This window comes from Methylomonas sp. MgM2 (assembly GCF_054172045.1).
Genome location: NZ_JBSYXO010000055.1, coordinates 1 through 17,858, shown reverse-complemented (window position 1 = coordinate 17,858; position 17,858 = coordinate 1). Strand labels below are relative to the sequence as shown.

Below are 17,858 nucleotides of genomic sequence, written 5' to 3'. Positions count from 1 at the left end.
TGGCCGCCGCTTCGGCTTTTTGCTTGGCTTCGGCGTCCGCCTTGGCCTTGGCCGCCGCTTCGGCTTTTTGCTTGGCTGCGGCATCCGCCTTGGCCTTGGCCGCCGTTTCGGCTTTTTGCTTGGCTTCGGCATCCGCCTTGGCCTTGGCCGCCGTTTCGGCTTTCTGCTTGGCTTCGGTATCCGCCTTGGCCTGTTCAGCCGCTTTTTGTTCCTGTAACTTCTTTTCCCGAGCTAGTTTTTCAGCTTCCAGTTTGTTTTGCTTTTCCGCCGCTTCCTTGGCTTGCTTTTCTTCCTGTAAACGTCTTTCCTTTGCTTCTTGCAACTTACGTTCTTCTTCTTTGCGCTCTGTTTCCAATCGTTCGCGTTTTTTTTGTTCTTCTAATTGCGCCTGCTTGAGCTTCTCAGCCGCTTCTTTGGCCTTTTGTTCTTCGAGTAATCGCCGCTTCTTAGCTTGCTCCAATAATTGTTGTTCGCTCTTTCTGGCATTTTCCAACCGTTCTTGATGCTTTTGCTCTGCCAACCGCTTATCTTCTTCGATCTTTTTCAGGCGATCGGCTTCCGCCTGAATGCGTGTATCGTCAAGTATGGTCGCATCGATAATCTCCGGTATCGGATCAACTCTCGCGACTTCGGGATTAGAATGAAAACCTAAACTAAACATCAATACAATGGCAAAATGAAGCGCCAATGCCAGTGCAAATGGAAGAGTATATTTCCGCATGGAATACTGAATTTACTTCTCGGGAGGCGGGGTAGTCATCAAACCAACTCTAGGGGCACCGGCGGTTTTCAATGCCGCCATCACCGTTACAATTCTGCCGTATTCAACCAAATGATCGCCGCGTACGTAAATTTGCGCCTGCGGGTTATTACGCAGTACAGCCGCAACCCGGGTCAATAAAACACCTTCTTCAACCGGTTCGTCTTGCCTATCTCCGATATCGATAAAAAAGCTCCCGTCTCTTTTGATCGACACAATCACCGGCGGCTCGTCCTTTAAATCGACCGCGGCCGTTTCTGCCTGGGGCAAATCCACATCGACCCCCGTTTGAACCAGCGGCGCGGTAATCATAAAGATCATCAACAACACGAACGTGACATCGATGTACGGCACAACATTGATTTCGGCCATCGGCCCGCGGCGTTTGCGCGATTTTCGGCTACTTCCGGCTACGTTCATTTAGTGTGCGCCTGTCTTTGCAAAAGGACGACAAATTCGTCTACGAACAATTCGTAACGACCGGCCAGCCGATCCAAACGCGTCGAAAACCGGTTGTAGGCAATCACCGCCGGAATCGCCGCGAACAATCCGATTGCCGTTGCGATCAAGGCTTCCGAAATACCCGGCGCGACGTTGGTCAACGTGGCGTTTTTTACGTGCCCCAACGCCTGGAACGAATTCATGATGCCCCAAACCGTGCCGAACAGGCCGATGTAGGGACTGGTGGAACCCACGGTCGCTAGAAACGGTAAAGTTTCATCCAGTCTTTCCAGTTCTCGCGCCAACTCGATACGCATCGCCCGTTGCGCGCTTTCGACCTGTACGACCGGGTCGACGTCCCCCTTCTGCCGCATGCGGGCGAACTCGCGATAACCGGCTAAGAAGATTTTTTCTATGCCCTCCGGATCGAACCTGTCGCTGGACATTTTTTTATACAGTTCGGCCAAGCTGACGCCCGACCAAAACTCGTCTTCGAAATCATCGGTAATGCCAACAGCCTGGCTTAGCTCTTTTCGTTTGCTGAAAATAAATGTCCACGAGGCAAGCGACGCCGACAGCAGAATAAACATGACAAACTGAACGACAAAACTGGCTTCTTTGACCAAATGCAATATGGACAAATCGGTATTCATTTAAGTTAATTGCTCCAAGATAGAAACGGGAATAGACGTCGGCCTCATACTTTTGACGTCGACGCAGGCAATACGAACGGTTCCTTTACATAACACCTCTCGATCGCGGGTGATCGACTGCTCGAAGATAAGGCTGGTTTTTTTGTTTTCAATGATTTTGGCGCTAACATCGATTTGATCGTTGAAGCGGGCCGGCTTTAAATAATCGACCGTGACCGAACGCACCACAAAAACAACCTTATCTTCCTCGATCAACCGATCTTGTTCGAAACCAAAGCTCCGCAGCATTTCGGTTCGCGCCCGCTCGAAAAACTTCAGATAATTGGCGTAAAACACCACGCCACCGGCATCGGTATCCTCGTAATAAACCCTAACCGGCCAGCTAAATTCTTTCATTCACTTCTTAACGCGGTATTAAACATCAAATAGGTCGTCGGTCGCCTGGATTTGCTTGGGCGGCTGCAAGCCGAAATGGATATAGGCTTTCTGCGTGACCACCCGCCCTCTGGGCGTCCGCATGATAAAACCTTGCTGCAGCAAATAAGGCTCCAGCACATCTTCGACCGTTCCACGTTCCTCACTGATCGCCGCAGCCAAAGTATCCAACCCGACCGGCCCCCCCTGAAAATGTTCAATCATCGCCTTCAGCAGCTTTCTATCCAATATATCGAAACCGTTTTGATCGATTTTCAGCATTTCCAAGGCCTGCTTGGCAATATCCCGCGATACTATCCCGTCGCCTTTAACTTCGGCAAAATCGCGAACTCTACGCAACAAACGATTAGCGATGCGGGGCGTACCTCTGGAGCGGCAAGCGATTTCATCGGCTCCACCATTTTCCATCGCTATACCGAGCATCGCCGCCGAGCGGATGACAATAATCGATAACTCTTCGATGCTATAAAACTCCAAACGCTGGACGATACCGAATCGATCGCGCAACGGAGACGTCAGCAATCCGGCACGGGTCGTTGCACCGACTAAAGTGAAAGGAGGGAGATCTAGCTTGATCGAACGCGCGGCAGGGCCTTCGCCTATTATAATATCAATTTGGTAGTCTTCCATAGCAGGATAAAGCACTTCTTCAATAGCCGGGCTAAGCCTATGAATTTCATCGATAAATAATACGTCGTGCGCCTGCAAATTAGTCAGCAACGCCGCCAAATCGCCTGCCTTATCCAATACCGGCCCCGAGGTCTGCCGAATATTGACGTTCATCTCCGCGGCAACGATGTTAGCCAAGGTGGTTTTACCCAAGCCCGGCGGTCCGAAAATCAATACGTGATCCAACGCTTCCGACCGGCTAACGGCGGCCTGGATGAAAATTTCCATTTGCTGCCGCAGTTCCTTTTGCCCTACATAATCTTTCAGCCGCTTCGGCCGAATCGCTCTATCCAGACGCTCCTCGTCGTTATTGCCCTGGGCGGTGATTAGCCTATCGCTTTCTATCATTTGACCGTACTCCTGAGCGCCAAACGTATGATGTCCTCGCAACTCTTGTCTTCACCGGCAACGGACTGCACCATTTTAGACGCATCTTGCGGCTTATAACCCAGCGCGCACAGGGCACTAATTGCTTCTTGCTTAGGACTGTTAGGAGCGGAAACAGAAGATCGAGAACGATAGTCCGATGCGGCAACCCCGCTCAACTCGGGTAAACGTCCGCGCATTTCGACCATCAAGCGTTCGGCCGTTTTTTGGCCAACGCCGGGCAAACGCACCAAGGCTTTCACATCATTATCGTCTACGCACCGATAAAACTCTTCTACGCTCTGGCCCGATAGAATAGTCAGCGCCATTTTAGGCCCCACACCGTTAACCTTAATGAGCGTTCTGAACAGGGTACGCTCCATTTCGCTGGCAAAACCGAACAAAATATGAGCGTCCTCCCGGACGACCAGATGGGTGTGCAATTTGATTTCTTCGCCCAACGCCGGCAAATCATAGAACGTGCTCATTGGCGCTTCGACTTCGTAACCAACGCCCTGCACGTCCAACACCAACTGCGGAGGCGACTTATGTATCAATTTGCCGCGTAAAAAACCGATCACGATACAGCCTTCTGCAGACGTTGCGCCGTTTGCTGATAATGGTAATGACAAAGGCTTATCGCCAATGCGTCTCCGGCATCGGCTTGAATTTCACCCTGAATACCGAGCAAGATTTTGACCATGTGCTGAACTTGCAGCTTATCGGCATTTCCTTTGCCCACCAACGCTTGCTTGACCTGACGCGCGGCGTATTCGAACACCGGCAGATCCTGATTCATAATCGCACAGATCGCGGCTCCGCGGGCTTGGCCCAACTTCAATGCCGAGTCGGCGTTTTTATGCATGAATACCTGCTCTATTGCCATTTGCCGCGGCTGGTAGACGGAAACGATCTCGGAGACGCCGTCGAAAATTTGCTTGAGGCGAGAAGGAAAATCCTCGGTCTGCATTCTGATACAACCACTGGCAACGTATCGAATACCATTAGGCGTGGTTTCCACCACGCCGTAGCCGGTGATACGAGAGCCTGGATCGATACCGAGGATTCTAGTCAATGTGTCGAAAGGTCAGAAACTAAATTATGCGCCGACCGCATCCATGATTTCGTCGCTGATATCGGCATTGGTATAAACGTCCTGCACGTCATCCAAATCTTCAAGGCGGTCAATCAACTTCAACATTTTTTCAGCCGCATCGGCATCCAATTCGGATTTGGTGTCGGCATGCATCGTCACTTCGGCGTTTTCCGGCTCGAAGCCGGCGCCAACCAACGCCTCTTTGACGTTCAGATAATCGTCGGGACTGGTGAATACGTCGATCGAACCGTCGTCGTTGCTGACGATATCCTCGGCACCGGCTTCCATCGCCGCTTCCATTAACGCGTCTTCGTCGACTTCGTTGGAATAGCTGATGATGCCGACCTTGCGGAACATGTACGCCACCGAGCCATCGGTCCCCAAATTGCCGCCGTGCTTGGAAAAGGCGTGGCGCACCTCGGCCACCGTGCGGTTGCGGTTGTCGGTCAAACAATCGACCATCACCGCCGTACCGCCCGGGCCGTAGCCTTCGTAACGCACCGATTCGTAAACCACGCCATCGACCGCTCCGATGGCCTTCTTGATCGTGTTATCGATCGTGTCGCGCTTCATGTTGGCGCTCAACGCCTTATCGATCGCGCTGCGTAAACTCGGATTGTTAGTCGGGTCTCCGCCGCCGGGGCCTTTGGCCGCCACGGTGATTTCACGAATCATTTTGGTGAATATCTTGCCGCGTTTGGCGTCCTGAGCGCCCTTGCGGTGTTTGATATTGGCCCACTTACTATGCCCTGCCATTGTCTCTCTCTAGTCTAAAACTTTAAAAGTGCCGGATTTTATCATCGTGATAACGGCTAATCGAGTCCCTTTACAATACATAGGGCAAGATGGCCGTCAATGAAGCGTCGGGTATAAAAAGGTCGGATCGCTCCTGCACCAAAGGCCGCTTGACCACGCCGCCGAAACCTATCATGTAGGCGCCTGATTTCTTGGCTTCAAGATCGGTCTGACCGTCGCCTACCATCACCAGAGATGAATGATGCATCCTGAGCCGCCGGCAGATCCTGGCTTTGCCGCCGCTGACCGCCAACGGCGATTGCCGGGCGAAATCCAGATATTGTCCGTTTTCGTCGAACATCACGTCGACCGCATGCACGCGGCTTTCCGGAATACCCAGCAGCGCGGCCAACGGCAAGATGGCCTGGCGCAAACCGCCGCTGATGATATGGACTTGCTTACCATGTTCGAGCAAGGTTTTGACGGTTTCGGCCACCCCGTCGACGATCTCGGCGATATACAAATCCGCCAGCCAATCCATCGCCGCCTTGTCAGGCTTGATCAACTCCAAGCGATGCCCGTACACGTCTTCCAGCGCTACTTCGCCGTTCATGGCTTTATCGGTCAACGCCGCCACCTCGTCGAACATTCCGCGCCGGCGCGCCAGCTCGTCTACGCCTTCGACCCGGCTCAAGGTACTGTCGCAATCGAAACAAATCACGTCGAAACTCATAATACGACCTGCCTCGCGCTTTGCACGGCGGACACATCGCAAACCGCTTTCAAAATCTGCTCGTTCAGAGGATCGGACACACTGATGACCATCATCGCCAACTGATTGTCGTCCGCAACGCTGACCTGCATGCGGGTGATGTTGATATTCGCGGTGCCCAGAACGGAGCTAATCGCCGCGATCACGCCCGGCTTGTCGTCGTGCCGGGTGATCAACAAGGCGCCCTCCGGCACGACCTCGATCTCGAAATGATTGATGCTGACCAGACGCGGATGGTGGTCGCCCAGCAAAGTACCGGCCAACGAGATGCTTTTGTCGACGCAGTGGCCGGTGATCTTGATCAACGACTGGTAGCCTTCCGATTTTTCGGTTTGCGATTCGACCAAGCTAATCCCCTGCCGCTTGGCGATATTCTCGACGTTGACTTGGTTGACCGGCGTCGAAAACTGCCCTTCCAGCAAACCGACCAGGGCTTCGCTGGAAATCGGCCGGATTTTAGCCAAAGCCGCCTTGCCGTAGACCGCGACTTCCAGTTTTTGGATGGGCTGGTCGATCAATCCGAATAGGACATTACCCAGTATGTGCGCCAGATTCATGAACGGCTGCGCCTGCTTCAACTCTTCCGCCGACAGGCGCGGCAGATTCAATGCATTGACGGCTTCGCCGGTTTGCAAATATTTGACGACCTGGCGGGCGATTTCCACACTGACGGCCACCTGGGCTTCCTTGGTCGAAGCGCCCAAATGCGGGGTAAACACCACGTTCGGCAGGCTTAACAGCGGCGAATCCTTGGGCGGTTCGTGTTCGTAGACATCCAAGGCCGCGCCGGCGATACGGCCTTCGTTCAGCGCATCGTACAGCGCCGTTTCTTCGACCAGACCGCCGCGCGCGCAGTTGATCAAACGGGCGGTTTTTTTCATCATGGCCAGTTGATCGCGTCCGATGATATGGCGGGTTTTTTCCAATAGCGGGCAATGCAGCGTCAGATAGTCGGCCTGTTTGACCAGGGATTCCAAATCGACCATTTCGGTACAATATTTCTCGAAGATTTCCGGTGCGACGAAAGGATCGTAGGCAATCACCCGCATGCCCAAACCGTTGCCGCGCTCCGCAACAATGCGGCCTATCGTGCCGAAACCCAATATCGCCAAGGTCTTGTGGGCGACTTCGGCGCCGGTCAACTTGGAACGCTCCCATTTGCCCTCGCGCACCGATTGGTTGGCGGCCGGCAGGTTGCGGCTCAACGAAAACATATGCGCTATCGCCAGTTCGGCCGTGGTCGTGGCGTTGGCATCCGGCGTGTTCATGACGATGACGCCCTGCTCCATCGCCACGCCCAAATCGACATTATCCACGCCGATACCGGCCCTGCCCACCACTTTCAGTTTTTTCGCGGCTTTTAGCACCTTTGCGGTCACCTTGGTATCGCTGCGGATCAACAAGGCATCGTATTCGGGAATAATCTCACACAACGCATCCTCATTGAGTCCGGTTTGAATATGGACCTGTAAACCTTCTTGCTCGGTCAGGAAATTGATGCCATCCTCAGCCAGCTTATCGGAAATCAGTATCTTTTTCATCGTCATGATTCGGGATTATTGGATAAGATAAGCATTCTAACAGTTTTAGGATTTACGCCGTAATCGGCATCGCCCAAACAGCGACGACTCTTTCGCAAGCATGCATATCAAACAATTAAGCACCGCTCTTCTAATCATCGGACTAATCGCCGCGCTAGGCTGGTATTGGCAAACTCAAACGGTGCGCGCCGCGCCGGATGTCGGCTTCAAGACCATCAAAGGCGGCACCATAAGATTATCCGAGCTGCAAGGCAAGCCGGTAATCGTCACTTTTTGGGCGACGGACTGCCCAGGTTGTATCGAAGAAATCCCGCACCTGATCAGCCTGCATCGCCAGTACGGTGGAGAAGGATTGAACATCATCGGAGTAGCGATGCCCTACGACCCGCCCAATCACGTGGTAACCATGGCGGAGTCCAAACAACTACCCTATGCGGTCGCGCTCGACCCCTCGGGTGAATTAGCCCAAGCCTTCGGCGAGGTGCGCTTGACTCCGACGACGTTTTTGATCGATAGAGCCGGTCATATCGTCATGCAAAAAGTGGGAACATTTGACTTGCACGACATGCAACAACGCATAGAACAGTTGTAAAAACACAAACAATTGATGCTAATTAACATCAGTCATCCCATAGTTTGTTAAAATCAGGCGTCGGCTCACTCGCGCAGCCGAAATTAATCGAACATTTTTCAACCTTGCAATCGCGGTTTTCCAAGTTCTAAATACCGCGCTGCAAATAAAAAATCGGATTAGTCATGTGTTTTAGTGCAAATATGTCTTTAAGTCTCGGTATAGTCGGGTTTGTCGCATCCGGCATCACATTTATGGATAAAGATGAACCGTTTTGGATACGCCTTGCCCGCGCCTATGCCATATTCCACTTCTCGCTAATGGAGCTGATTCAATATTTCGCCTACCCGGTCGCCGATCAATGCGGCTACGGCACCAATTTACTCCTAAGCGAATTGTCGACCTATCACATCGCCTTGCAGGCCTTCGCCATCATGCCGGCACTCGCTACTTATTCCAGCGATAAATTGGCCCTAAAAAAAGCGACCATTACCGGCATCGCATTGAGTACCCTGTTTTTGATTTGCACCTTTTTACCGAAAGAATGGCAATTATTCGGCATCAACCCCAACTTCATCGGCGACAAGGTCGCCTGCTTATTCATGGGTAAATACCATATCGGTTATCTCATCCCTGCGGCATTTGGCTTGCTTGTCACCCACGGCTCCTTATTCGGATTGGCTTTCAGCGGATTTCTGTGGAAAGACAACTGGAGGATCGCATCGTACCACTGTTTCATGGCGCTGATGACCCTATTTGTTCCGCAATGGCTGTTTGGGGTTTCGACCGGCGAGGCCGCGGCCATTTATTGTTTTTACTCGATTCCGATTACCGCCAGCTTCATGCCTTATTTCAAAAACTTTTTCATGGCCAAACCCTTACAAACGCAAACGGCGTAATCAGCATGAACACAATCTATGGCTTTACGGTTAACGACATCAGCGGAAAACCGGTTTCGTTGGAATCCTATAAAGGCAAAGTGCTATTAATCGTAAACACGGCGAGCCGCTGCGGATTCACGCCGCAATACCGCGAATTGGAAAGCCTATATCGACAATTCAAAGAACGCGGCTTGGTGGTGTTAGGTTTTCCTTGCAACCAATTCGGCCGGCAGGAACCGGGAGACAGCCGGGAAATCGCCGCCTTTTGCGACGCAAATTACCAAATCAGCTTTCCGATGTTCGAAAAAATCGATGTTAACGGCAGCCGGGCGCATCCCTTGTATCAATTCCTGAAGTCGGAAGCGCGCGGCGTGCTGGGTAGCAAAGCCGTCAAGTGGAACTTTACCAAATTTCTGATCGACGCAAACGGACACGTGTTTAAGCGTTACGCGCCATTGGTAACCCCAAACACCATTCGAAAGGATATCGAACGTTTGTTAGAGTCCCAATAAACTCAACGCCGTTTGCAAAATGCGCCTAACAGCCGATTAGCTAAAAAACCATGATCGTGACTTTGGGAGCAGGGTTCTTTCATCATAACGGCCGTCTCCTTTAACGGCACGGCCGGTAAACCGCTTCATCCTCGGCGAACTCGACCGGCCCGGCAAAATGTGTTCGGATGATTTTCAGCGTTTCCGCCTCGCTATTCCGCGTACGTTGCATGCGATGGGACAGCACCAGACGTTTAACGCCGGCGTCGGCCGCCAGCTTTCCTATCGCGGAAGGCGGCATATGCAAACTCAACGCAACTTCCGCGGCGTGCTCCGGAACGGCATGGTGGGCAATCAACAGATCGCTGCGATGCGCCAGCTTGGTCAGGCCGGTACCCGGCCGATTCGTATCGCCGGTAAACGTCACCGCACAGTCCTCCGATTCGACTCGCCAAGCCAGTGCGGGTATCGGCCCGTGCGGCACATTCACGGCAGTGGCGTTGATATCCGGCGTCAATCGCACTGACCGGAGCCCGTCATTCGGCGTTACCACGTTGTGCACCTTGAGCTTGTAGGCTCCCGAAACACCGGGAACGAAGTACTCCCGCAAATAGCGGTAAACGCCGCGGTCGCCGAACAACCCTTCGACGAATTCCGCGGTCGAAGGCATCACCGCATTCCCGTCGGGTCCGTAAACCGGCAAATCCCGATTGCGGCCGCTGAAATAGCCGGCTTTGATGTAAGCAGGCAAGTCGGCACTGTGATCCACATGCAAATGGCTGTACAGCAATGCGTCTATGCTATTGAAATTCGCGCCGCTGGACTCGAAATGCAAACTGCTTCCCGGTCCCGTGTCCAACAAAACCCGCGCCTTCCCGTTCAGGCTGATCAAATACGATGTGGACGCGCGCTGATCGCTCAACTCCGGCCCGCCGGAACCCAATACCCGCACGCTCAATGCCGCCTCGTTCGCCAGCGCGGAACCTGCGCAAGCCAAAACAGCAAGAGTGACGGCCAAACGCCAGCGGCGGAGATAGGTCTTTGAATCAGTGTAATTCGCTTTCATATCACCCCCTCAAGATCCGTATTTACAGATCAGCTGTCTGAAAAATTCTGCGGAGTCGCCAGGACCGAACCAACCATAAAGGCCAACGTCGTCAACAATAAACCGGGTCTGATTCAATAGTGTGACAGCTAACAATTACCCTTCCCAAACCAAAACGCCAGGAAGATTTCGAAGCGTCTACCATAAGGCGGTGAAATGGCCGATATAGTTCATCGGCTTTAAAAAATAGCGTTTAGCGCTTAAGCCCTACTAAGGATATCGTCCAAAATAACTTCCCGATATGACAATAGTCACTGGGGACGTAGCGAGTGAGGATGTCGGCGGCAAGGACGCTGCCGTCAAGCCCCCATGGAAGGGTTCACGGCGTTCCTCATTCGGTATGCCCCAGGGTTCGCACCGGCAAAACGGGAAGTGGTTTTTGGCCAAATCCTAACTGCCAGCCAATGTAAACCGTTGAAAATCCGCCAATCTTTTAGATTCCGCAACCTCATCGTGCGGCAATAGTAGGTAGATCCAAGACTTTGTGCCATTTTCAAGCGCATGATCCGAAGCATGCCGACACCAACGTACAGCAGCAGCGGCTTTGGCCTGAACCTCCTGCGAATCCATGTCCCCGCGCGCCTTGGTTTCGACCATGAAAATTTGCGACTCGGTTTCTGCGACAAAATCCGGGACATACTCGGGCTGCTCGTTTCCTAGTTTGTAATAAATCTGAAACTGGCCTTTAGCGGGCTTAAACCACTTTTGCGCGTCTCTTTCCAAGATGACAGCAAAACGGCGCTCGGTGTCCGAATCGAATTTTTGCAACGGGTATAAACAACGTTCGAAACCGCCAAACAGCATTTGTTTGATACGGCCGGCTTCGGTGACTGTTTCCCTGTAGTGATGCGCGATTATCCCCGGGGACGGGGTGTATGCCGCAGAATTGCCGGGAGCAATTACGGCGCGGCCGGCAGTGTAATTACAGGGTTTTAATTCGGTAAAACCGCGGCTGACTTTAACCTCGTATTCAGTCGCCTGTTCCCAAAAATGCGCCATCATCTGCGCGTGGATTTCGCGGGCAATCAGCCGCCGGTCGCGATCCAACACGCTTTGCACGTCCGCCTCCGAAAGATAGCCGGCAAGATGCTTGACCATTTGACCGGCCAGGTCGTAGAGCAATTCGGCATGCGTGAAATAATCAATGTCGTCGTAATCAACCAAGGCATGAACAATGTAGTCCTCCAAGCGTTGTTCAACCAAACCGATTTCGGCGGCCAAGGTGAATTGTTCATTGGTTCGTAACAGCTGCCCGACAATTTCGCGTTCGCCCGGCTGGAGGCGGAGCTGCGCAATGTCGAGCGTGAATGGATGAAATCCCGTTGTGACTTCGCCATTGGGCACCACGGTGATACGCGGAATATCAATCGTTTGCTGAACAACCACCTCGGTAGTGGTTTTCACCACATCGACGAGATCGATGCGCTCATCGGCAAATAATTCCGACTGTAGCGGCTTTAGCCTTTCAGTCACTTCCTTGAGGATTTCTTCTTGCACTTCCGGCTTGAGCAGCGCTGCGCTGTTAGGAACTAAATCTCGTTTGACTTCATAGCTGCCGATCACCTCCATCACGACGCGGGCGGCTTGTAATTCGGACTCACGGGAAAAGAGCGGGGCCGGTTTGACATCATTCACGTCACCGTTCACTTCCCCTGTGTCGGAACGATATTGCTTTGTAACGGTCGGTGTCACGCCTAAACCCAATCGAGCCATTGCCACCGATACGACTTCTACGCTGACTTTGCTGTCGTCAGCACTCGGCGCCTCCAGAATCAACTGTTTTAGCCGGATCGGCGAGTCACCGCGATTAGCCTCATCCACAATCTCTTGAAACTTATCGTGAGCCACGATATTCAAGCGATCCACCGCCGCTACGCCGGTACGCTTGCCATACGGCAGGCGCAGACCGCGCCCGATGGATTGCTCAATCAAGGTGCGCGCATTGGCCGCGCGTAACGGAACGATAGTGTACAAATTGGTCACGTCCCAGCCTTCCTTGAGCATGTTCACGTGAATGACAATTTCCGTGGGTTCCTCGACATGCTCCACCGCGAGCAAACGGGTAATCATCGCTTCTTCTTCGGCGCCGGAGCGGCTGGAATCAACCTGAATCACCTTGCCGCGGTAACGGCCTTCGTAAAACGCATCGGATTCCAACAAGGTCAATAACTGTGCGGCATGCGTCGTATCGCGCGCAATCACCAACATAAACGGTTTGACCGGCTTGGCCCCGTTTTCGCGGGCATAGGTCAACAGCTCGACTTTGGTCGATTCATGCAAGCGCACGCCGTCTTCCAGCTTGATCTTTTCCAGCTCTTCCGGGGTGTGCGCCTTGGCGTCGAAATTTCGCTGCGTCACGACGGCGGGGTCTTTGACGAAACCGTCTTCCATCGCCCGCGCCAGCGGATAATCCATCACTACGTTTTTAAACGCCACCGGCCCGCGCGCCGATTCAACGAATGGAGTTGCAGTCAATTCCAAGCCAAACAACGGTTTCAGCTCATTGATCGAACGCACCCCGGCGCTAGCCCGGTAACGGTGCGACTCATCCATCAGCAACACCAGATCGGGCAGCTCGGCCAGATAATTGAAGTAGCTATCGCCCAACACTTCGCGCATGCGTTTGATGCGCGGCTCCCTGCCGCCGCGCACTTCTGAATTGATTTTGGCGATATTGAAAATGTTGACCCGAACTTCCGTGAACAAGTCGGAGGTAATATCGAAACCCGTCTGATCGTAATTATCGCCGGTAATGATGCGCGGCGCATTGATGGCAAAATCGCCGATGCCCTTGAACACATACTTCGGCGTATTCGGCGTAAAGTCGGCGATCAGCTTGTTATAAATCGTCAGATTCGGCGCCAACACAAAGAAGTTGTTGATGCCGTGCGCCAGATGCAGATAAGAAATAAACGCGCCCATCAAACGGGTTTTACCCACGCCGGTTGCCAACGCAAAACACAACGAAGGAAAGTCGCGCTCGAAATCTTCCAGGGTCGGAAATAACGATTTCAAACTGGCCAGCACCGAAGGCAAATCTTTCTCGTGCTGCAATAATTCGGGGGCCATGTCCAAAGCACGCACCAAACGCGCCAAAGATTCGGCCTGCGGCGGACGCAGCGACAAACGCCCTGTGACGGCATTCAATATCCGTTGAGTCATGAACAATGATCCTTCAAACCATTAAGTTGCTGAATTAAACCCGGCATGTTTTGCACATCAAACATCGTAAGCCTCCTGCTCTATAAAGGGCTGCAGTTCAGCTCGAAGCGCCTTGTCGGTCGCCAAATCCACCGGACAACCCAGCAAATTCTCCAGATAAAACTGCACGCCGAAATAACGCGCCGAGGTGGCTGGGCCGTCGAACTCGACCAAAATATCGACATCGCTATCGTCTGTTGCCGAATCACGTACCGTAGAGCCAAACAACGCCAAACGGGTAACGCCGAAACGCTCCACCAAAACGGATTTACTTTGCGCCAATAGTGACAACGCTTTATCGCGTTTCATGCCGCAACATCGACACTTGAATTTTTCGGCTTGCGGTGGGTTTGAAACTGAAAATCCATCACATCAACCGGATGCGGCCGCTTGCTGAGATGCAAAATTTCTACCCCGATCACTTCGCCGTTGATGTCGTAGTCCACAATCACGCTGGGCGCTACTTCTTCCGATTCGATAACGTCGTTATCCACCAATTGCAAATGCAAAGCATCTGCTGCTTCATCGATACTCAGTTTCATAACTTACCCCTCATGGCTCGGTCGAAAAATACGGTTATCACGCGGATCGGGTCGACATGCGGATTGACAACGACCCGCGGAACCCCTCCATCAAATTCATCGATTTTGCCGGGTCTATGCTCCAATTCGGCATCGATGGCATCGGCTTCTATTCTGTGCGGATATTCAAGCACCCGCTCCAGCCATTTCAGCTGGATGTTCCGGCGTTTATTCAGACTTTCCTGTGCATGCACCGTCAATTCGTAGTTCATGCTTCACCCTCGAACAAATCGAGGTTAAGACTATCTTTGACTTTCGTTCGCGGGCGGCTGGTTGGTTCCTTGAGCGCAGACGTCGGTTCAGCCATTGGCAGATTCGCCACATTCAGGCTGTAATCGTCATGCCCCCATTCGCAACGTGCCAACACCATTTTGGGTATTTTCTTCAGCGTCAGATTCGGCCAGCGTTCGTTGGCTTGTGCTGCCGTAATGCCGTGAAACGCCGAACAACAAACGAGCAGGCTCTGTAGGGGCGAATTCATTCGCCCAACGTCCTCGTGGGCGGATAAATCCGCCCCCACACCGACCTCGTCGGCCAGCGCCTGCAATTGTTCGGCGGACAAATTTTGCGTGGTGACGTAGATAAAATCGCGTTCGCTGGAATGGCCGTGCTGCCACCAGCGGCTTTCCGACGGCGCATAGACAAAGCCTTCCAGCTTGCACAAGGCTTCCGCCAGCATCGCCGCGTTGTAGTCGGGATTGACCACCGGATTGCCCCAGCGGTCGTTGACGATCAGACTGGGCGCCAGTTTGTAATAACGGAAACCGCCGCCGCCCTGCCAGTTAACCGCTTTGCTGATACCGCCCTGATCTTCGCCGGTTATGACTTTTTGCAGGCGCGGGATGATGTGGGTGTGGCAATGCTCGCCCAACTCGACCATGATCCAGCGGCGGCCCATTTTGTGGGCGACCGCGCCGGTGGTGCCGGAACCGGCGAAGGAGTCGAGGACGAGGTCGCCGGGGTTGGTGGCTATATTTAGAACTCGTTCGACTAAGCGTTCTGGCTTCGGTGTATCAAATGAGGTATCACCTGGAAAAAGCGTCCGCATCTCGTTTTTTGATGTTCGGTTACTGCCGACATCCTCTTTCGACCACAAGGTTCGTGGAACCAAATCGCCCACTTCGGATAGATAACGCTTAATACTCGGCCGTGCTGAACCGTTTGGCCCCCACCATACTCTCCCACTTTCGTCTAACTCTCGAAGCTTATCCTCTGAAATTCGCCAATACCGACCAGGCGGTGGAGAAAACTGTCGACCAGTTGGGCCAGTGATCGTATATTGTCCTTTTGAATATGGTTTGTTCGCGTAGGGGTCACCCGGCAACCACGGACCACGCGGATCGTTGTCTGGGTTGGAGTAGATAGAGTTTGCCTCCTCACTTCGCTCAAGCTTACGCGGAACCCATTCAGGATTCTTGGAATAAACCAAAATATGGTCATGGTCTGTAGAAAATTGCCGTGCTGAATTTCGAGGGGAATCGGCTTTTTGCCAGATCAAATTGCTAACAAAATTCCCCCGCCCGAACACCTCATCACACAACACCTTCAAATAATGGCATTCGTTGTCGTCGATGGTGATCCACAACGAACCGTCGTCCGACAGCAAGCGGCGGATGATTTCCAGCCGGTCGCGCATCAAACCCAGCCAGATCGAATGCTCCAGCCCGTCGTCGTAGTGGGTAAACGCGCTGCCGGTGTTGTACGGCGGATCGATAAACACGCACTTCACCTTGCCGCTAAATTCCTGCTCCAGCGCCTTCAACGCCAACAGGTTGTCGCCGAATATCAGCCGATTATCGAAACTATCGTTGTCCGTCATCCTTTGCTTGGCATGATACGACTTCTCCGCATCCTCCAACAAAATCCGCGGTTCCAACCGAGGCCGCTTGTCTTTCCCGATCCAGGTGAGTTCTAGTTTTTGTTTGAAAATCATAATGTATCGTTTTACTGGCCTGGTTGATGCAATCGATCACCAAGATAGAACAAACCCCAGAAGCTAGTAATTAGCATCTGCCAAAAAATAAACAAGAAAATCAGCATATATGCCGCTGATACCAATAAATGATAGTGCGGACTGAGAATTGCTTTAACCGGTAGGTAAATTGCCTGCCCAAATATGGCAAGAATAATCAATGTAAAGCTTTCAGCCGTTAAAAATGCGAACATTGAACAAAGAAATCGCCTTCTTGTTAGTTCAATTGCTACGCTTTGACCTCGCACCGTTATATCAAGCCTTGGTGCTGGTGCGGGCATTGTTTTATCTATATCTGCTTTATTAAAAGTGGCAATTGCTGCTAATGCGGCAATATAAAATCCTGGAAGACATTGAACAAAACCAAGAATTTTTGAAATAACTGCGCCATCTACATAAAAAGCAATATTTCCAAATATTTTCAGATAGAACAGTATGCTGGTTGATATTATAGATAGAATAAAAGGATAAAGCCAATCCACCCTCCATTTCTGCTTATGCTCAATCGATAAATAAGAAAACGGTCGAAGCAAACGTTTAAACATTATCATGGCTCCTGATTTAAAAGCTCCATCATCTTCTCGAGGACTGAATTACAGAATTTGTCGTACGAAGACTTCAATTCAATCTCAAATTCTTCCAGCTTTCCTTTTTTTACATAACCTTGTGCCGATGCGTCATTTATATCTATCTCTACTGTCCTATCAACACCCGTCGGTGTTTTGAACTTTATACGGGCTCGACTATAGTCATCTTTCTTTTTTGTAAAAACTTTCTTAAGCCGATTGAACTTGTCTTTTATTGAGTTATTCTCGTCTTTTAAAGTCAGAACTAACGTTTTGCATTTTTCTTGAATATAACCATCTTCATCAATGATGGTATATTTTTCTTTTTCTGTAATGAGTTCAATAGACTGTACTTTCCCGTTATCAAGATCGTATTTCAAATCATCAGAAATATGACCCTCAAAGTCACATTTAAAAACAACGTTGTATTTTTTAGGTTTACCGCTTTTGTCAACTGCTCCATCTGGATGTAACTGCTCAAAATCTTGAGGCGCTATATTCTTTGCATCTTGCAGAATTTGGTTTAGAAGTTTCTGAATCGTAGAAACTCCGAGCCCCATACAATATTCAATTAGAACTAAAGCTGGTTGTAAGTCATCTTGTGGTAATTTGATTACAATATGAATAGAGAAGTCTTGGCCTTCATGTTCTTGCTTTTCTGCCGTACGACGTTTCTTTTCTTTTGGTATCGTGAAGACTGGATCCGACAGCCCTTTATCCGACTTATTAACCAAAATACTAATAATTTCACCGTCCCATTTCCAATCAGAAACATAAAGCTGTTCTCGTCCCTTTGATATTTCTTTGATCCGTTTTTCAATAGGAACAAGCTGCATCAATTGAAATGCCTTTTTAACAGATATAGATTTTGGCGCATTGAAAGTCCTAGACTCTGCCTTAATGGTCAAATCATAATAAAATACCAAACGTTCAGTTTTTTTCACCCGCTGCGAAACCTTGGAAACGAAGCGCCAGCGAGTGAAGGTTGAGTAGTCCCTGGAAGCCGTAGCGCCGGGCGGTTT

Annotated in this window: 21 protein-coding genes; 3 read left to right on the top strand and 18 right to left on the bottom strand. The window is 51.4% G+C overall.

The window, feature by feature from the left end; translation table 11 throughout:
- From tolA to serA, 10 genes are all read right to left on the bottom strand, one after another.
- Positions 1-721, bottom strand: a 721-nt coding sequence (gene tolA / locus ACW73I_RS21885; RefSeq protein WP_458031628.1) for a cell envelope integrity protein TolA, incomplete at its 3' end; no start/stop codon positions are given.
- A 12-nt stretch (positions 722-733) separates the two neighbouring features.
- A complete protein-coding gene (gene tolR, locus ACW73I_RS21880) occupies positions 734-1,180 on the bottom strand; it encodes a protein TolR (RefSeq protein WP_458031627.1) in 447 nt (148 codons plus the stop codon).
- Complete coding sequence (gene tolQ, locus ACW73I_RS21875) at positions 1,177-1,854, bottom strand: protein TolQ (RefSeq protein ID WP_458031626.1); 678 nt, start codon at positions 1,852-1,854, stop codon at positions 1,177-1,179. Before tolQ ends, tolR begins: the two co-directional genes overlap by 4 nt.
- Positions 1,855-2,250: a tol-pal system-associated acyl-CoA thioesterase gene (gene ybgC / locus ACW73I_RS21870; RefSeq protein ID WP_458031625.1), complete on the bottom strand. Its 396-nt coding sequence runs from the start codon at positions 2,248-2,250 to the stop codon at positions 1,855-1,857.
- Positions 2,251-2,268: 18 nt separating this feature from the next.
- Positions 2,269-3,303: a Holliday junction branch migration DNA helicase RuvB gene (ruvB, locus tag ACW73I_RS21865; RefSeq protein ID WP_458031630.1), complete on the bottom strand. Its 1,035-nt coding sequence runs from the start codon at positions 3,301-3,303 to the stop codon at positions 2,269-2,271.
- Positions 3,303-3,905, bottom strand: a complete 603-nt coding sequence (gene ruvA / locus ACW73I_RS21860; protein ID WP_458031629.1) for a Holliday junction branch migration protein RuvA — start codon at positions 3,903-3,905, stop codon at positions 3,303-3,305. The genes ruvB and ruvA overlap by 1 nt, the downstream gene beginning before the upstream one ends.
- On the bottom strand, positions 3,902-4,399 hold the full coding sequence (ruvC, locus tag ACW73I_RS21855; protein ID WP_458031624.1) for a crossover junction endodeoxyribonuclease RuvC: 498 nt from the start codon (positions 4,397-4,399) through the stop codon (positions 3,902-3,904). The genes ruvA and ruvC overlap by 4 nt, the downstream gene beginning before the upstream one ends.
- 24 nt (positions 4,400-4,423) lie before the next feature.
- Positions 4,424-5,176: a YebC/PmpR family DNA-binding transcriptional regulator gene (locus tag ACW73I_RS21850; RefSeq protein WP_458031623.1), complete on the bottom strand. Its 753-nt coding sequence runs from the start codon at positions 5,174-5,176 to the stop codon at positions 4,424-4,426.
- Between the two features lie 70 nt (positions 5,177-5,246).
- Positions 5,247-5,888, bottom strand: coding sequence for an HAD-IB family phosphatase (locus ACW73I_RS21845; protein ID WP_458031622.1), 642 nt, complete (start codon positions 5,886-5,888; stop codon positions 5,247-5,249).
- Positions 5,885-7,468, bottom strand: a complete 1,584-nt coding sequence (gene serA / locus ACW73I_RS21840; protein ID WP_458031621.1) for a phosphoglycerate dehydrogenase — start codon at positions 7,466-7,468, stop codon at positions 5,885-5,887. The genes ACW73I_RS21845 and serA overlap by 4 nt, the downstream gene beginning before the upstream one ends.
- A 100-nt stretch (positions 7,469-7,568) precedes the next feature.
- On the opposite strand from serA, the gene ACW73I_RS21835 reads away from it, so the two are divergent.
- From ACW73I_RS21835 to ACW73I_RS21825, 3 genes are all read left to right on the top strand, one after another.
- Entirely contained in the window at positions 7,569-8,060 is a 492-nt protein-coding gene (locus ACW73I_RS21835) for a peroxiredoxin family protein (RefSeq protein ID WP_458031620.1), read from the top strand.
- 164 nt (positions 8,061-8,224) lie between these two features.
- On the top strand, positions 8,225-8,938 hold the full coding sequence (locus ACW73I_RS21830; protein ID WP_458031619.1) for a DUF5765 domain-containing protein: 714 nt from the start codon (positions 8,225-8,227) through the stop codon (positions 8,936-8,938).
- Positions 8,939-8,943: 5 nt separating this feature from the next.
- On the top strand, positions 8,944-9,432 hold the full coding sequence (locus tag ACW73I_RS21825) for a glutathione peroxidase (RefSeq protein WP_458031618.1): 489 nt from the start codon (positions 8,944-8,946) through the stop codon (positions 9,430-9,432).
- 100 nt (positions 9,433-9,532) lie between these two features.
- Here the strand turns inward: ACW73I_RS21825 and ACW73I_RS21820 are convergent, their stop codons facing one another.
- The 8 genes from ACW73I_RS21820 to ACW73I_RS21785 all read right to left on the bottom strand — a co-directional run.
- A complete protein-coding gene (locus ACW73I_RS21820) occupies positions 9,533-10,477 on the bottom strand; it encodes an MBL fold metallo-hydrolase (RefSeq protein ID WP_458031617.1) in 945 nt (314 codons plus the stop codon).
- Between the two features lie 429 nt (positions 10,478-10,906).
- Positions 10,907-13,678 carry a DEAD/DEAH box helicase gene (locus ACW73I_RS21815; RefSeq protein WP_458031616.1) on the bottom strand — a complete coding sequence of 924 codons (2,772 nt, stop codon included), beginning with the start codon at positions 13,676-13,678 and terminating at the stop codon, positions 10,907-10,909.
- A gap of 57 nt (positions 13,679-13,735) precedes the next feature.
- Positions 13,736-14,026: a nucleotidyltransferase family protein gene (locus ACW73I_RS21810; RefSeq protein ID WP_458031615.1), complete on the bottom strand. Its 291-nt coding sequence runs from the start codon at positions 14,024-14,026 to the stop codon at positions 13,736-13,738.
- Positions 14,023-14,259, bottom strand: a complete 237-nt coding sequence (locus tag ACW73I_RS21805) for a DUF2283 domain-containing protein (RefSeq protein WP_458031614.1) — start codon at positions 14,257-14,259, stop codon at positions 14,023-14,025. The genes ACW73I_RS21810 and ACW73I_RS21805 overlap by 4 nt, the downstream gene beginning before the upstream one ends.
- On the bottom strand, positions 14,256-14,510 hold the full coding sequence (locus tag ACW73I_RS21800) for a DUF4258 domain-containing protein (RefSeq protein ID WP_458031613.1): 255 nt from the start codon (positions 14,508-14,510) through the stop codon (positions 14,256-14,258). The genes ACW73I_RS21805 and ACW73I_RS21800 overlap by 4 nt, the downstream gene beginning before the upstream one ends.
- Positions 14,507-16,231: a site-specific DNA-methyltransferase gene (locus ACW73I_RS21795; protein ID WP_458031612.1), complete on the bottom strand. Its 1,725-nt coding sequence runs from the start codon at positions 16,229-16,231 to the stop codon at positions 14,507-14,509. The genes ACW73I_RS21800 and ACW73I_RS21795 overlap by 4 nt, the downstream gene beginning before the upstream one ends.
- 11 nt (positions 16,232-16,242) lie before the next feature.
- A complete protein-coding gene (locus tag ACW73I_RS21790; RefSeq protein WP_458031611.1) occupies positions 16,243-16,815 on the bottom strand; it encodes a hypothetical protein in 573 nt (190 codons plus the stop codon).
- Between the two features lie 2 nt (positions 16,816-16,817).
- The coding region (locus ACW73I_RS21785; RefSeq protein WP_458031610.1) for a hypothetical protein at positions 16,818-17,858 on the bottom strand (1,041 nt) is incomplete at its 5' end.

Coding starts and splice junctions, on each gene's coding strand:
- tolR (WP_458031627.1), bottom strand. CDS start 1,180: ATGAACGTAGCCGGAAGTAGCCGAAAATCGCGCAAACGCCGCGGGCCG.
- tolQ (WP_458031626.1), bottom strand. CDS start 1,854: ATGAATACCGATTTGTCCATATTGCATTTGGTCAAAGAAGCCAGTTTT.
- ybgC (WP_458031625.1), bottom strand. CDS start 2,250: ATGAAAGAATTTAGCTGGCCGGTTAGGGTTTATTACGAGGATACCGAT.
- ACW73I_RS21850 (WP_458031623.1), bottom strand. CDS start 5,176: ATGGCAGGGCATAGTAAGTGGGCCAATATCAAACACCGCAAGGGCGCT.
- ACW73I_RS21845 (WP_458031622.1), bottom strand. CDS start 5,888: ATGAGTTTCGACGTGATTTGTTTCGATTGCGACAGTACCTTGAGCCGG.
- serA (WP_458031621.1), bottom strand. CDS start 7,468: ATGAAAAAGATACTGATTTCCGATAAGCTGGCTGAGGATGGCATCAAT.
- ACW73I_RS21835 (WP_458031620.1), top strand. CDS start 7,569: ATGCATATCAAACAATTAAGCACCGCTCTTCTAATCATCGGACTAATC.
- ACW73I_RS21830 (WP_458031619.1), top strand. CDS start 8,225: ATGTGTTTTAGTGCAAATATGTCTTTAAGTCTCGGTATAGTCGGGTTT.
- ACW73I_RS21825 (WP_458031618.1), top strand. CDS start 8,944: ATGAACACAATCTATGGCTTTACGGTTAACGACATCAGCGGAAAACCG.
- ACW73I_RS21820 (WP_458031617.1), bottom strand. CDS start 10,477: ATGAAAGCGAATTACACTGATTCAAAGACCTATCTCCGCCGCTGGCGT.
- ACW73I_RS21815 (WP_458031616.1), bottom strand. CDS start 13,678: ATGACTCAACGGATATTGAATGCCGTCACAGGGCGTTTGTCGCTGCGT.
- ACW73I_RS21810 (WP_458031615.1), bottom strand. CDS start 14,026: ATGAAACGCGATAAAGCGTTGTCACTATTGGCGCAAAGTAAATCCGTT.
- ACW73I_RS21805 (WP_458031614.1), bottom strand. CDS start 14,259: ATGAAACTGAGTATCGATGAAGCAGCAGATGCTTTGCATTTGCAATTG.
- ACW73I_RS21800 (WP_458031613.1), bottom strand. CDS start 14,510: ATGAACTACGAATTGACGGTGCATGCACAGGAAAGTCTGAATAAACGC.
- ACW73I_RS21795 (WP_458031612.1), bottom strand. CDS start 16,231: ATGATTTTCAAACAAAAACTAGAACTCACCTGGATCGGGAAAGACAAG.
- ACW73I_RS21790 (WP_458031611.1), bottom strand. CDS start 16,815: ATGTTTAAACGTTTGCTTCGACCGTTTTCTTATTTATCGATTGAGCAT.